The 14,471-nt window shown below is 64.5% G+C and carries 14 protein-coding genes; 2 read left to right on the top strand and 12 right to left on the bottom strand.

All coding sequences use genetic code 11. From position 1 onward, the window contains the following. Positions 1-11: 11 nt before the first annotated feature. The 11 genes from serS to NOF55_RS10615 all read right to left on the bottom strand — a co-directional run bounded on the left by serS (position 12) and on the right by NOF55_RS10615 (position 11,962). The gene (gene serS, locus NOF55_RS10665) at positions 12-1,295 is read right to left on the bottom strand and encodes a serine--tRNA ligase (protein WP_306411353.1); all 1,284 of its coding nucleotides are present in this window, start codon (positions 1,293-1,295) and stop codon (positions 12-14) included. Positions 1,296-1,383: 88 nt separating this feature from the next. Next, positions 1,384-2,211 (bottom strand): twin-arginine translocase subunit TatC, encoded by an 828-nt coding sequence (tatC, locus tag NOF55_RS10660; protein WP_306411352.1) that lies wholly within the window; start codon positions 2,209-2,211, stop codon positions 1,384-1,386. Then, positions 2,208-2,876, bottom strand: a complete 669-nt coding sequence (gene tatB / locus NOF55_RS10655; RefSeq protein ID WP_306411351.1) for a Sec-independent protein translocase protein TatB — start codon at positions 2,874-2,876, stop codon at positions 2,208-2,210. Before tatB ends, tatC begins: the two co-directional genes overlap by 4 nt. Before the next feature lie 79 nt (positions 2,877-2,955). Beyond that, positions 2,956-3,150 carry a twin-arginine translocase TatA/TatE family subunit gene (locus NOF55_RS10650; RefSeq protein WP_306411350.1) on the bottom strand — a complete coding sequence of 65 codons (195 nt, stop codon included), beginning with the start codon at positions 3,148-3,150 and terminating at the stop codon, positions 2,956-2,958. A 202-nt stretch (positions 3,151-3,352) separates the two neighbouring features. Further along, complete coding sequence (gene scpB, locus NOF55_RS10645) at positions 3,353-4,051, bottom strand: SMC-Scp complex subunit ScpB (protein WP_306411349.1); 699 nt, start codon at positions 4,049-4,051, stop codon at positions 3,353-3,355. After that, on the bottom strand, positions 4,038-4,886 hold the full coding sequence (locus NOF55_RS10640) for a segregation and condensation protein A (protein ID WP_306411348.1): 849 nt from the start codon (positions 4,884-4,886) through the stop codon (positions 4,038-4,040). The genes scpB and NOF55_RS10640 overlap by 14 nt, the downstream gene beginning before the upstream one ends. Positions 4,887-4,921: 35 nt before the next feature. After that, entirely contained in the window at positions 4,922-5,938 is a 1,017-nt protein-coding gene (gene nagZ / locus NOF55_RS10635; RefSeq protein ID WP_306411347.1) for a beta-N-acetylhexosaminidase, read from the bottom strand. Between the two features lie 48 nt (positions 5,939-5,986). Further along, complete coding sequence (locus NOF55_RS10630; protein WP_306411346.1) at positions 5,987-6,196, bottom strand: SlyX family protein; 210 nt, start codon at positions 6,194-6,196, stop codon at positions 5,987-5,989. Between the two features lie 11 nt (positions 6,197-6,207). Beyond that, a complete protein-coding gene (locus NOF55_RS10625) occupies positions 6,208-8,811 on the bottom strand; it encodes an SPOR domain-containing protein (protein ID WP_306411345.1) in 2,604 nt (867 codons plus the stop codon). 64 nt (positions 8,812-8,875) lie between these two features. Then, a complete protein-coding gene (argS, locus tag NOF55_RS10620) occupies positions 8,876-10,633 on the bottom strand; it encodes an arginine--tRNA ligase (RefSeq protein ID WP_306411344.1) in 1,758 nt (585 codons plus the stop codon). Between the two features lie 111 nt (positions 10,634-10,744). After that, complete coding sequence (locus NOF55_RS10615; RefSeq protein ID WP_306411343.1) at positions 10,745-11,962, bottom strand: deoxyguanosinetriphosphate triphosphohydrolase; 1,218 nt, start codon at positions 11,960-11,962, stop codon at positions 10,745-10,747. Between the two features lie 199 nt (positions 11,963-12,161). Here NOF55_RS10615 and erpA point away from each other — a divergent pair, with 199 nt between their 5' ends. Next, positions 12,162-12,491: an iron-sulfur cluster insertion protein ErpA gene (gene erpA, locus NOF55_RS10610; protein ID WP_306411342.1), complete on the top strand. Its 330-nt coding sequence runs from the start codon at positions 12,162-12,164 to the stop codon at positions 12,489-12,491. Positions 12,492-12,521: 30 nt separating this feature from the next. After that, complete coding sequence (gene xth, locus NOF55_RS10605) at positions 12,522-13,313, top strand: exodeoxyribonuclease III (protein WP_306411341.1); 792 nt, start codon at positions 12,522-12,524, stop codon at positions 13,311-13,313. A gap of 26 nt (positions 13,314-13,339) precedes the next feature. On the opposite strand, the gene exoR is transcribed toward xth, so the two are convergent. Further along, positions 13,340-14,146, bottom strand: a complete 807-nt coding sequence (gene exoR, locus NOF55_RS10600; RefSeq protein WP_370868968.1) for an exopolysaccharide production regulator ExoR — start codon at positions 14,144-14,146, stop codon at positions 13,340-13,342. Positions 14,147-14,471 lie beyond the last annotated feature (325 nt).

Genomic DNA, 14,471 nt, shown 5'->3' with positions numbered 1-14,471 from the left:
AGGCTCCCGTCTCAGGCCCCCTTTTCGATGCGCTTCAGGCCGCCCATGTAGGGCTGAAGCGCATCCGGGACGGTGATCGAGCCATCCTCGTTCTGGTAGTTTTCCATGACCGCGATCAGACAGCGCCCGACAGCCGTGCCGGAGCCGTTCAGCGTGTGGACGAACTTGGTCGCCTTGTCGTCCTTGCCGCGATAACGGGCATTCATGCGCCGGCCCTGGAAATCGCCGCAGACCGAGCACGAGGAAATCTCGCGATAGGTGTCCTGCCCCGGCAGCCAGACCTCGAGGTCGTAGGTCTTGCGGGCGCCGAAGCCCATGTCGCCGGTGCAGAGCGTGACCGTGCGGAAATGCAGCCCGAGACGCTTCAGCACCTCCTCCGCGCAGGCGGTCATGCGCTCATGCTCGTCGAGCGAGGTCTCCTGCGTCGTGATCGACACGAGTTCGCACTTCCAGAACTGGTGCTGGCGCAGCATGCCGCGCGTGTCGCGCCCGGCCGAACCGGCTTCCGAGCGAAACGAGGGCGTCAGCGCGGTGAAGCGCAGCGGCAGCTTCTCCTCGGCAAGGATTTCGCCGGAAACGAGGTTCGTCAGCGTCACCTCGGCGGTCGGGATGAGCCAGCGTCCGTCGGTGGTCCTGAACAGATCCTCCGCGAACTTCGGAAGCTGGCCGGTGCCGTACATGGCATCGTCGCGCACCATCAGCGGCGACGACACCTCGGTGTAGCCATGCTCGTTCGTATGCAGGTCGATCATGAACTGACCGAGCGCCCGTTCGAGCCGCGCCAGCGGCCCGGTCAGGACGGTGAAGCGGGCGCCCGACAGCCTGGCGGCACGCTCGAAATCCATATAGCCCAATGCCTCGCCGAGGTCGTAATGTTCCTTCGCCGCATGGTTCCAGCCGGGCTTCTGGCCGACCACGCGGGTGACGACGTTCTCGGTCTCGTCCTTGCCGACCGGCACATCGTCATAAGGAACGTTGGGAATGCGCGACAGGGCGTCGTTGAGCTGCGCCGTGAGATCGCGTTCCTCCTCTTCCGCCTGCGGAAGGGTTTCCTTGAGCGTGGCGACCTCGGCCTTCAGCCTTTCGGCCAGTTCGGCGTTCTTCTGCGCCATCGCCGCACCGATTTCCCGCGAGGCCGTGTTGCGGCGCGACTGCATGTCCTGAAGGGATTGCACGACGGCCCGGCGCTTCTCGTCGAGCGCCACGAGTTCGGCAGCAACCGGGGCCGCCCCGCGCCTGGCAAGCGCGGCATCGAGTGCCTCGGGGTTTTCACGAATCCATTTTATGTCGAGCATGGCCGTTCCATATGTTCATGTATTGACCGGCCCGCTTGCAATATCCGCGGGCCGGGAGGACGCGCGGATCAGTTTCCCGGACCTGGGCTCAGGCCCCGCCGGACTCCCCGTCGCCAACCGCGGCAACTTCGGAGGAAGACGCCTCGCTGGCACGTTTTTTTTCTATGACTCGCGCGGCATAGATGGAAATCTCGTAGAGAAGGATCGCGGGCAGCGCAAGACCGATCTGGGACAACGGATCGGGCGGGGTGAGGACGGCCGCAACGACGAAGGCGGCAACGATGGCGAACTTGCGCTTGCGTGCCAGCCCGTCGGCGGTCACGAGCCCCACGCGCGCCAGAAGCGTCGTGACGACCGGAAGCTGGAACACCAGGCCGAAGGACAGGACCAGCGTCATGATGAGGCTGAGATATTCCGAAACTTTCGGCATCAGCGAGATCGCTACCTCGCCTTCGCCCGGTGCCTGCTGCATGGCCAGGAAGAACCACATGACCATCGGCGTGAAGAAGAAATAGACGAGCGTCGCACCGAGCAGGAACAGCAGCGGAGAAGCGACCAGGAACGGCAGGAAGGCCGCCCGCTCGTTCTTGTAGAGACCCGGCGCCACGAACTTGTAGATCTGCGTGGCGATCACCGGAAACGCGATGACCGTGGCGCCGAAGGCCGCCACCTTGATCTGGGTGAAGAAGAATTCCTGCGGCGCGGTGTAGATCAGCTCGGCCTTGGCGAGGTCGAGCCCGGCCCATGTCACCGCCCACTTGTAAGGAATGACCAGCACGTTGAAGAGTTGCTTTGCGAAGCCAAAGCAGACGAGGAACGCACCGAAGAACGCGACCAGCGACCAGATGAGCCGCGTGCGCAGCTCGATCAGGTGCTCGATCAGCGGCTGGGGCTTGTCTTCCAGTTCGCTGCTCATGCCTGGTCCTTCCCGGGTTCAGCAGTCTTCTTCCTGCGCGTGGGCGCCTTCTTCACCGCGGTGCCGTCGGTCTGCGTCTTTGCCGAGGTCCTGCTCGGCTTGGCCGCTGGCTTTTCGTCGGCCTTCACAGCGGCGGCGGCGCGCGGCTTGCGAACCGGCTTCGGCTTGGCTGCCGCTTTCGCCACCGGAGCGGCGACGGGCGCCGGCGCGACCGCCGGCTTCACTTCGGCCGGCGGAGCGGATGCGCCGGCATCGGGAAGCGGTTGCGGCGGCGGCGTTACAGGCGCGGCGGTTTCGGCATCGCCCGGCTGCGCGAGCGGTTCCGCCGGGGCTTCGGGCGCCGGTGCCGGCGTTACCGGGGGCTTCGTGACTTTCGAGAGGTCGGACTTGATGTCCTCTCCCATCTGGCGAATCGGGTTCAACGCGTCGCGCAGGCTGTTGGTGGGGTTCAGGTTTTTCGCGTCAGCGATGGTCTTGCGAACCTCGTCCAGCTCGGTGTCGCGCAGCGCCTCGTCAAACTGCGAGCGGAACTCGCCCGCCATCCGCCGGAGATTCGTCGTCATCTTGCCGAAGGCCCTGAGCATGGGCGGCAGGTCCTTGGGACCGACGACCACGATCAGGACGATAGCGATGACCAGAAGCTCGCTCCAGCCGATATCCAGCATTAAACACTCCCGCCGCTAACGGCAAAGGCAAGCCGGGCACGCCGGAAGACGGCCTGCTCCGGCACCCCATGAAAGGCGATTACTTCTTTTCTTCAGCCTGGTGGTCGACGGTCTTTGCCGTTTCCTGGGGCGTATCGTCGTCGGACATGCCCTTCTTGAAGCTCTTGATGCCCTTGGCAACGTCTCCCATCAGTTCCGGAATCTTGCCGCGTCCGAAAAGGACCAGCACGATGACCAGAACAATCAGCCAATGCCATACGCTAAACGAACCCATACTCCGCTCCTCGGCTCTGCTCGCTCCCTGATCCGGCAGGACGAAAGCAATGCAACCAAAATGAATTACGCAGCTTTCACTGCACCCGGACGCAGCGCGCTGCACCGCTCGATGCGCAAGGATGTAAGACCATTGAGGCTTTTTTTCAAATACATTCGCGAATGAAATCCGGCTTTCCAAGGATTTGCCCGATCCGCGCCGCTCAAGCCTCGTCTTCCGCGCGCGGCGCCAGCAGGCCGAGTTCCTCCAGATCCATCTGGGTGATCGGGTCCTCGTCGTCGGAAAATCCGTCGTCGGACGGCGGACGCGGGACGGAAAGGCCGGGCGGTATGCGCCCCGACAGCAGCCCCGCCCCCTTCAGCTCGTCGAGGCCCGGCAGGTCGCGCAGTTCCTCGAGGCCGAAATGGTCGAGAAAATCGCGGGTCGTGCCGAGCGTGACCGGGCGCCCCGGCGAGCGCCGGCGTCCCCGGAACCGCACCCAGCCCGCCTCCATCAGAACGTCGAGCGTTCCCTTCGACGTCTGCACGCCGCGAATATCCTCGATCTCGGCCCGCGTCACCGGCTGATGATAGGCGATGATGGCCAGAACCTCCAAAGCGGCGCGCGAAAGCTTCTTCGGCTCCTGATCGTCGGTGCGGATATGAAAGGAAAGATCGCCGGCCGTTCGAAACGCCCAGTGATCGTCCACGCGGACGAGATTGACGCCGCGCGGCGCATACTCGCGCTGCAGGGTCTCCATGATCGCGCGGACATCGGCTCCGCGCGGCAGGCGGTCGGCCAGATAGGCTTCCGACACGGGACCGGACGAGGCGAAGACCAACGCTTCCGCCGTCCGCAGGGCTTCACGGGGCAGGCCCGCCTCCGTCCCGTCTTCCGCCACGGCCGGGTCAACGGTCTCCATCGGCGCCCTCACCCGTCTCCGGGCGAGCGTCGGCCCGGGCGGTCCCGGCCCGCATGTAGATCTCCCCGAACGCGCCATCCTGGCGGATTTCCAGCCTGCCCTCGCGCACCAGTTCGAGCGAAGCGGCGAACGAACTCGCAATCGCGGTCGCCCGGTCTTCCGGCGAGGTCATGTAACGCGCCAGATAGCGGTCGAGCGACGTCCAGCCCAGATCCTCGCCGAGCAGGAGAAGCAGGATTTCCCGGGCATCGGCGAGCGACCAGACCTCGCGCCGGGCAATCGTCACCTGCGTGATCGCCTGACGCTGGCGCAGATTGGCATAGGCCGACAACAGATCGAAGAGCGAGGCGTCGAAGGCCAGGTCGGCCTTTCCCGGAATATGTTCCGGCATGCCGCGCGCGAACACGTCAACGCCCAGCCGGCTGCGCGCCATCAGCTTTGCGGCCACCTCGCGCATCGCCTCCAGCCGCTTCAACCGGAACGCCAGCGTCGCGGCCATCTCCTCGCCGCTCGGCTCGTCGTCGTTCTTCTGCTGCGGAATGAGCAGGCGCGATTTCAGGTAGGCCAGCCACGCCGCCATGACCAGATAGTCGGCGGCCAGTTCCAGCCGGACGCGGCGAGCGCTTTCGACGAATTCGAGATATTGTTCCGCAAGCGCCAGAACCGAAATACGGGACAGGTCGACCTTCTGGCTGCGGGCCAGATGCAGCAGCAGATCGAGAGGGCCTTCGAAACCCGCAACGTCGATGACGAGCGCGGGCTCCGAAACGCCGCGTTCCACGACCGTCTCGTCGCTCCAAAGCTTGTCCATCGGAATGGAACGGGATTCCGCCATGCTCCTCACATTTCAAAGTTCGCGCAGCCCGCGCGTCAGGACGTGGCCAGCATCCTGTCGAACTCGGCCCGGATCGCCTGCTCGTCGGCATCGTCTTTCCTGCCGAGCGCAGCCTCGACGGCCTTCGCCCGCCGAAGCGCCTTGCCGGACAGGACCGGCACCGCCGCCGCCACATCCTTCATTTCATCCATGTCGCCATGACAATGCAAGACCATATCGCAGCCATTCGCGGCAATCGCCCTCGCCCGTTCGGCAATCGTGCCCTTGAGCGCGTTCATGGAGATGTCGTCCGACATCAGCAGCCCGTCGAAACCGATATGGCCGCGTATGATCTTGTCGATCACGTAACGGGAGGTCGTCGCCGGATGGTCCGGGTCGAGCGCGGTGTAGACGACATGGGCGCTCATCGCCATCAGTTCGTGGCGCGCCGCCCGGAAGGGAATGAAGTCGTGCGCCTCGAGTTCGGCGCGGCTGGCGGTCACGACCGGCAATTCATGATGCGAATCGGCCATGCCGCGCCCGTGCCCCGGCATGTGCTTGATCACCGGCAGGACGCCCCCCGCCTTCAGGCCCGCGGCGGCTTCCAGCCCCATGACGGAAACGGTTTCAGGTTCGGTGCCATAGGCCCGGTCGCCGATGACATTGTGGCTGCCGGCGACCGGCACATCGAGAACGGGCAGGCAATCGACATTGATGCCGGAGCGCTGGAGATCGAAGGCGTGAAGGCGCGAGAGCAGCCATGCCGCCCGCTTTCCCCTGTCCCTGTCCGCGTCGTAAAGCGCCCCGAGCACCGCCGCCGGCGGATAGTTCGGCACGATCGGCGGGCGCAGGCGCTGGACGCGCCCGCCCTCCTGATCGATGAGAACCGGGGCGTCGCGGCCGCCCACGGTCTCGCGCAGAGAGGCGACCAGGTCGGCGATCTGCGCCGGCTCGGACAGGTTGCGGGCGAACAGGATGAAGCCCCAGGGCTGCTCGCCGCGAAAAAAGGCCTTCTCCTCCGTCGTCAATACATGGCCCTTCAGGCCGAGGATCATCGCCTTGGAATCGCTCATCGAAAACACCGCGGAAAGAACGACGGCGGAATTGCCGTCGCGGAAAGATCAGTAATGGGGAGGACGGGTGACGGCAGGCGCTTCGAGCGCCTGCTCCTCGAGGTCCAGAAGCCGCTCCGTCAGACGGTCGAGCTTCTTGCGCATCTGCTCGATAACCTTCCATTGCTCGGCCAGTTCGCCGGACAGATCCTCGATGACGCGGCCCTGATGGGCCACGAGTTCCTCAAGCACGGTGATGCGGTCTTCGCCGGATGCCATCGCCGTCACGCTCAGCGGGTCACGAGGCAGGAGCCGCCGGCCTGCTTCAGCCTGCCGCACAGCGTGTCGGCGTCGGCCTTGGAGCCGGCCACGACGCGGACGCGGTAATACGTGCCCCGTCCGGGAATGTCGGCCGCCCGGATGTCGACGTCGCGACCGCCGATGATGCTGCCATACCGGCTGCTCATGCTGCTGTAGCTCCGCTCCGCCTCGGCCTGGCTCGGAAGCGATGCGATCTGCACCACATAGGTGCCGGGCGGAACCTGCGTCGTCGTCGCGGATGCGACCTCCTGCGGGGCGGCCGGGGTGGCCGGAGCACTGGCATTGGCCGCCGGGCGAACATTGCCCTCGTTGGTCACGGTGCCGACGACATTGACGGGCTGCTCGGCCGGGCGCGGAACCGGAACCGGGGCACGGTCCCCCGCCGTCTGAACCGGCGGGGCGGTCGCGGCGGGCGGTTCGGCCACGGTGCTGTCAGCCGCCTGCGACAGAGCGTCGTCGCTTGCGGCAGGCGTGGCAGTACCCTGTACGGATGCCGGCATTCCGGCCGGCGGCGGGGCAACCGGCGACGGGCTGGACGAGGCCGGCAGAGCGGCGGCCGTCTGGGTCTGGGCCGCGGGAGCGACCGGAGCGGCAGGCGTTTCGGGCACTTCGCGGGCCACCAGCGTTCCGTCCGGACGGACGATCATGGTGCGCACCTTGCGCAGGGAGACATTCGAATCGGCCGGGGCTTCGGCGGCAGCGCTGCCCGAACCGTCGCCGGGCTGGAGACGGTCGTCCTGAACCTCGGTGATCTCCTCGTCCTCCGCCCGCTGGAGCGGGAAGTTCTCGGGCGACAGCGTGCGCTGAACCACATCGAGCGGCTCCTCGCTGGACGAAATCAGGGATCTCTGGGTCGGGGCCAATGTGCCGCCGCCGGCCACGCGATCATAGACAGCCTTGTCCTGGTTGGGGACGGTCTTGCCGCCCGGATTTTCGGGAACGACCTTTACCGGTTCGGAGTCGGCCAGAACGATCGGCGGACCGTCGCCGCTGGCGAGACCGCCGATGCCGCCGTTGCTCCACCACGCATAAAGACCGGTCGCCGATGCCAGAATGGCCACGGATGCCGCAAGAACCATCCAGCCGCGACTGCGGCGGCTGCCTTCCGGATCGACCACCTCCATCGTGTCGGGATCGATGACCATACGGCCGGTCGGACGTTCGATATCCAGCGGCGTGCTTGTCGGATCGCTGAAATCCTCGTTCATCATCAACGAGAAATCGTCGAGGTCGGGCGCGGATTGCCTGGCCGGCTGGGCGGCCTCGGCGGGTTTGGCCACCGCAGCGGCGACAGCGGGACGTTCGTCATGGATCAGTTCGGCGAGTTCGGCGTCGAAATCCGCATCGAAGACGGGCGGCTGCGCTTTCGGCTCGTCCGCGCGATGCTGCGGCATGTCCGGCACGTCGAGGTCGGCGACCACCTCGGGACCGTAGTCGGGATCGGAGATCTGCGACGCATCGAACGGCATGTCGCCATCGGCGGACGCTTCGGAGAAACCGGGAAGATCCCCGGACCACGCGACCTCCTCGGACTGGGGCACGGCGGAAACAGCGGCTGGCTCTTCCACAACGACGGCAGGCTGTTCCACGGGAGCCTTCGCGGCAACCGGCTCAACCGGCTCGGCAACGCCGACCTCGCTCATGACGATATCGGAAAGATCGATCTCGAGGCCATCGAGCGCCAGTTCGAATTCGTCGTCCGCGATGGCGGCGTCGAAATCTTCCAGCTCCGGCTCCTGACGCTCCGGCGCGGCTGCGACGACGGGCTCGGCAGGTTCGGCGGGAACCTCCTCGGGCGCGAAATCCAAAGCGGGCTGCGGGGCCGCATCCTTTATTTCCGCGGTATCGAAATGCTCGACGTCATAGGCCTGCTCGGGCTGCTCGACGAAAGGCGCCTCCGGCTCGGACACCTGCTCGACAACGGGAGCTTCCTCGACCACCACGGGCTCGCGGCGGGCCGGCTGGAAATTGGCAAGCGGCATGCGGAACACGTCGGGGCGCCGTTCGGCAACCGGCTCGACGAGCCCGGGATCGTCGCTGGCCACAGCAAGCTCAAGTTCATCGGCAAGATCGACATCGAAGGAAGGGTCGCCCTCGGCATCGAACGAAGGCTCGCCGGCATCATCGTCCTTGGATTCGGCGGAGAACCCGCCGGCAATCGCGGCCCTGGCCTCTTCGACCGGCGGGCGCGAATGCGACGGCAGCGGAACCGGATTTTCGGTGAAATGACCCGTGAAGGACGGCTCGACATGCACCGGCGCGGCATCGGCCTGCCCGGTCCGCCGGTCGTCCGCCGGCAGGTCGACGGCAATCGAGCCGACCGGATCGAGTTCCGGGGCGTCGTAACGCTCGAACTCCTTCAGAAGCTCGTCTTCAAGATCGAACAGCGGTTCGGGGCGCTCCGAGGCAACCGGACGCGCCGGCTCCGACACCGGCTCCGCAGGCGGAACGGCAGCGGATTGACGGGGCGACGGCTGATCGTATCCGACGATACGAGCCAGCTCCGCCAGAGGATCGTCGTCAGCGAACAGATCCCCCGGATTGCTCCCGTATGCGTATTTTTCCTGAGCCATCACTTACACCTACTCTCAACGCGTGCATTTCCATGCCAGCGCATTGTGGGTAAATGGTGACAGGCTATCGCATTTCCAGCGGCGCGTCGGTGCCCGTAACGGTGAGCCCGGACTTCAGAACGCTTGCGACAGCATGCACCAGCCCTAGTCTGGCAAGCGTGGATTCTCTATTTTTATCGTTAACAAACCGTAATTCCGGTTGATCTTTACCTTTATTCCAGTGCGCATGGAAGGCGCTGGCGAGATCGTAAAGGTAAAAAGCCACCCTGTGCGGCTCCTGCGAGAGGCTCGCCTGCTCGATCAGACGCGGATATTCGGCCAGCTTGGCGATGAGCTGAAGCTCGCTGGGATCGGTGATTCCCTCGACGGCGGCGGCCAATGCCGCCGGATCGCGGCCGATGCCGGGGAAGGCTTCCTCCGCCTGCCGGAACACCGAGGTGCAGCGCGCATGCGCATATTGCACGTAGAAGACCGGGTTGTCCTTGGACTGCTCCGTCACCTTGGCGAAATCGAAATCGAGCGGTTCCGAACTCTTGCGGTAGAGCATCATGAAGCGCACGGAATCGCGCCCCACCTCGTCGACCACCTCGCGCAGCGTGACGAAATCGCCGGAACGCTTGGACATCTTCACCGGCTCGCCGTCGCGGTAAAGCTTCACGAGCTGGCACAGCAGGACCGTCAGCTTCGCCGAGCCTTCGGAAACAGCGCGGCAGACGGCTTCCAGACGCTTGACGTAACCGCCGTGATCCGCACCGAGAACGTAGATCATCTCGGAGAAACCGCGGTCGAACTTGTTCTTGAAATAGGCCACATCCGCCGCGAAATAGGTGTAGGAACCGTCCGACTTGATCAGCGGGCGGTCGATATCGTCGCCCACCTCGGTGGAGCGGAACAGCGTCTGCTCGCGATCCTCCCAGTCTTCCGGAAGCTGCCCCTTCGGCGGCGGCAGCGTGCCGCGATAGACATGCCCCTTGAAGGTCAGGTCATTGATGGCGCTGAGGATCGGCCCGGCATTGCCCGCATGCAGGGTCCGCTCGGAAAAGAACACGTCGTGGCGCACGTTCAGCGCCGCGAGATCGCTGCGGATCATCACCATCATCGCATCGATGGCGCGGTCGCGAACGATCGGCAGCCATTCTTCCTCCGGCATGGTCAGAAGCTTCGTTCCGAACTCCTCCTTCAGCGCCTCGCCCACCGGCTTCAGATAATCGCCGGGATAGAGGCCGGCGGGGATTTCGCCGATCTCCTCGCCCAGCGCCTCGCGGTAGCGCAGGAAAACCGAGCGCGCCAGGACGCCAACCTGGGCGCCGGCATCGTTGATGTAATATTCCTTGGTCACGTCATAGCCGGCAAAGGCCAGCAGATTGGCCAGCGTGTCGCCGACGACGGCGCCGCGGCAATGACCGACATGCATCGGACCCGTCGGGTTCGCGGACACATATTCCACATTGACCTTGCGGCCCGCGCCGACCGACGAGCGGCCGTAATCCTCGCCTTCCGTGACGATGGTCCTGAGAAGTCGCTGCCAGTAGCCCACGGACAGGCGGACATTGATGAAGCCCGGGCCGGCGACGTTGACGTCATCCACTTCCGGGTCCTGCTTCAGCTTGTCGGCGATGATCTCGCCAAGCGCGCGCGGATTGAGCCCGAGCGGCTTGGACAGCACCATCGCCGCATTGGTGGCCACGTCGCCATGCGCCGGGTCGCGCGGAGGCTCGACGGCAACCCGGGAGAAATCCAGCGCATCGCGCTTTTCGCGCACGACGTCGATTTCCTCGAGCGCCCTGGCGATCCGCGTTCCAAAATCGGTAAAAAGGTTCATTGTCCCGTCCACGTCTGCCCGCCGCACAGCCCTATGCGGGGCGGTTCCGGCACAAGCACGCCCCGCTCCGCCAGCTTCGCCGGCACGCTGCTGAAATTATTCCGCCGCTGCCTATCGCAAATCCGGAGTCCGGTCAAACAAACGCCGATGCGCATTCACCGCATAGCTGTCCGTCATACCGGCCAGATAGTCCCCGACGTGGCGCGCCCTCGCCGCCTCGCTCAGCCCGGCGATGTGATCGATCCAGTAGTGGCTCTGCATTTCCCGTGGATCGTTCATATAGGCCGTGAACAGGTCGCGCACGATTTTCGCCGCCCCCTCGCGGATGCGCATGATCTCCGGGTGCCGGTAGATGCGCGAGAAAAGCAGCGCCTTGATCTGCCGGTCGGTCGCCGCCATCTCCGGCGAGAAGGTGGCCATCACCTGCCCGGCGGCGCGGATATCGTCTGCACTTTGCGGCGCAAGCGCCTTCAGCCGCGTCTGCGCGACGTGGATCACGTCCTCCACCATGCGGGTGATCTGGCGGCGCTGGATCTCGTTGGCAAAGCGCGTCGCCTCAAGATCAGGATAACGTGCCCGCACCTCGGCCATCAATCCGGCGAGGAAGGGAATGTCCTCCAGCATCTCGAAGGTGAGATAGCCCGACCGCAGGCCGTCGTCGATATCGTGGGTATTGTAGGCAATGTCGTCGGCAATCGCCGCCACCTGCGCCTCCAGGCTGGCGTAGCTCGCCAGTTGCAGGTCGTGAACCTCGCAGTAATCGAGGATCGGCTGCGGCACGGGCCCGCGCGTTCCCTCGCCGTCCGGCGTCAGAAGCGGGCCGTTGTGCTTCACCAGCCCCTCCAGCGCCTCCCAGGTGAGGTTGATGCCGTCGAAGTCGGCATAGCGTCGTTCCAGCCTGGTGACGATCCTGAGCGACTGGGCATTATGGTCGAAGCCGCCATAGGGCTTCAGCATCTCGTCGAGCGCGTCCTCTCCGGTGTGGCCGAAGGGCGTGTGGCCGAAATCGTGGACGAGCGCGATGCCCTCGGCCAGATCCTCGTCGAGACGCAGCGCCCGCGCCAGCGCGCGGGCCACCTGCGCCACCTCGATCGTATGGGTCAGCCGCGTGCGGTAATGGTCGCCGTCAGGGCCGATGAACACCTGCGTCTTGTGCTTCAGGCGGCGAAAGGCGGTGGTGTGGACGATGCGGTCGCGGTCGCGCTGGAATTCGGAACGGGTCGGACTGACGTCCTCGGGGAACAGACGACCGCGCGAGGCCCAGGGATCCGCCGCATAGATCGCGGGCGCCGTGTTGCCGAACCCCAATGCTGTCCTGTCTATCGTCATCAGCGCCTCATCCAACCCATTGACGTCATGCTTTCGCCTCCATACCTATAAATCCGGATGCCGGAAAGCCGTGCAGCGCGCTCGCAACGCGATGGCGGCCCGTTCGAATCAGGACTATAATCCCTTTTCTCGGCGGTTTGGCGAAACGGCGCAAAGTAATGACAACCCGCGCGGCCTTGAACCGCATGGAGGTTTGAAGATGACAACGAACATTACCCTTTCCGAATCAGCGGCCCGGCGCATCAGCCAGATCATCGGCGCCGAGGCAGGCAAGCAGGCCCTGCGCATTTCGGTCGAGGGCGGCGGCTGTTCCGGCTTTTCCTACAAGTTCGATCTTGCGGACGATCCGGCCGACGACGACCAGATCATCGAACGCGACGGCGCGAAAGTCCTGATCGACAGCATGTCGCTGATCTACATGGAAGGCTCCGAGATCGATTTCGTCGATAACCTGCTCGGTCAATCGTTCCAGATCAAGAACCCGAACGCAGTTGCAAGCTGCGGCTGCGGCACCAGCTTCTCCATCTGACATCCCTACATCCCACTCGCGGAGCGCGTCTTGAAGATCGCCACCTGGAACATCAACGGCGTCAAGGCGCGCATCGAGAACCTTTGCCAGTGGCTGAAGGATTCCTCCCCCGACATCGTCTGCCTTCAGGAGATCAAGTCCGTCGACGAGACGTTTCCGCGTCTGGAGATCGAAGCGCTCGGCTATCACGTCGAGACGCACGGGCAGAAGGGGTTCAACGGCGTGGCCCTGCTCTCGAAGACCCGCCCCGACGAAGTCAATCGTGGACTGCCGGGCGACGATGCGGACGGGCAGGCCCGCTTCATCGAAGGCGTCTTCTCCGTCAAGGGCGGGGCGTTACGCGTCTGCTCGCTCTATCTGCCGAACGGAAACCCGCCCGACGACCCGGTGAAATATCCCTACAAGCTGGCATGGATGGACCGTCTCGCCCGCTTTGCCGGGGACCGGCTCGCTCTGGAGGAGCCGTTCATTCTCGCCGGCGACTACAACGTCATTCCCGAGCCTTTCGACTGCCACGACCCGAGGGTCTGGGAGGGCGACGCATTGTTCCTGCCCCAAACGCGGGCGGCGTTCAGGCGTCTCGAGAACCTCGGCTTCACCGACGCGTTGCGCGCAGTCAGCGATGCTGCGAAAATCTATACGTTCTGGGATTATCAGGCCGGCGCCTGGCAGAAGAACAACGGCATCCGCATCGATCACCTGATGCTGTCGCCGGAAGCGGCGGGCCGTCTCGTTTCAGCGGCGGTGGAAAAACATGTCCGCGGCTGGGAGAAGCCGTCCGACCATGTGCCGATGACCGGAGAATTTTCCTTCGAATTCTGACGGAACGCGCCAGAATCGATGACCGGTCAATCGCCGCTGCGGGTGATATTGCCGGCCAGCGAGATGGCGGCGCGGCGGTCGTTTTCCGATGCGACGGCAAAGGCCTGTTCCTGAAGGCTCTGCATCCACGGGCAATCCTTCGGATTGCAGCGGTCGAGTGCGGCGGTCATGAACGCCAGGCCGCGCGCGCCCTGCCCTTCCTCGAAAAGCAGGTTTCCGAAAACCGCCATTGCGCCGGCGTGGCCGCTCTTGCTGGCTTGGTTCAGCCATTTCTTGGCCTGCAACACATTGGCCCTGCCGCCCTCGCCGGCCAGAATCATGCGGGCAAGCTGGTACTGCGCTTCGGGAACGCCGAAGGTGGACGCCGCCTGGAAATAAAGCTGGCGGGATTGCATGAGGTCGATTTTCACCGGGCTTCCGGGAATGCCGTTGCGATAGTAGTTCGCAAGCGCCATCAACGCGTTGATGAAGAAGCCCGTATCGCCGGAACCGGGCTCGATGCCCTCGTTGGCAATCTCGCTGTAGATCTTGAAGGCCTCGAAATCGTTCTGCGCCACGCCGTCGCCATAGGCATACATGTTGGCCAGAGCCCAGCGGGAGCCGGTGTGCCCCTTTTCGGCGGCATAGCGGTATGCCTCGACCGCTTCCTGCTTCTGGCCGTTCTTGTAGGCCTTGAAGCCGAACTTGAAGAGGTCGAACGGACCGGATTCCTTGGAGACGCCGCTGTTGATGTCAAAGGCCCGCACGGGAGCGTGTGCAGCCGCAAACGCAATCGCGGCAAGGGCGCATCCAGCGGTCATTCTGCTCACGCGGTTCAACTCGACATTCCACATGGTTACGACAACTTTCCTTCAGCCTTACCTAACGGCAGCAGCCATTCAGGTGCTCCCTTCGACAGGCACAAACCCCGCACCCTGCAAGGCGTCCTCCCCGAGCCGCAAACAGCGCTCCATTGCGGAAGACGTCCCTACACTAAAAGCCATTTCGGGTAATTTAACGGCATCGCCGCCAACTCCCCCTGGCACTTGCCCACCCTGCCCCGGACAGGCGCCATACGGCTTTAAAAACCCGTTCGTGGCGACTTTTCTTGACAGGACCGGGCCCGGCAATCCGCTCGCCACGGCCCTATCGCTGCGCTTCGTTTGTGGCGGGAAGTGG

The organism is Ectorhizobium quercum (genome assembly GCF_026552795.1).
Classification (GTDB): domain Bacteria; phylum Pseudomonadota; class Alphaproteobacteria; order Rhizobiales; family Rhizobiaceae; genus Ectorhizobium; species Ectorhizobium quercum.
The sequence above is the reverse complement of the archived record's forward strand: the minus strand, read 5'-3'. Positions and strand labels throughout refer to the sequence as shown.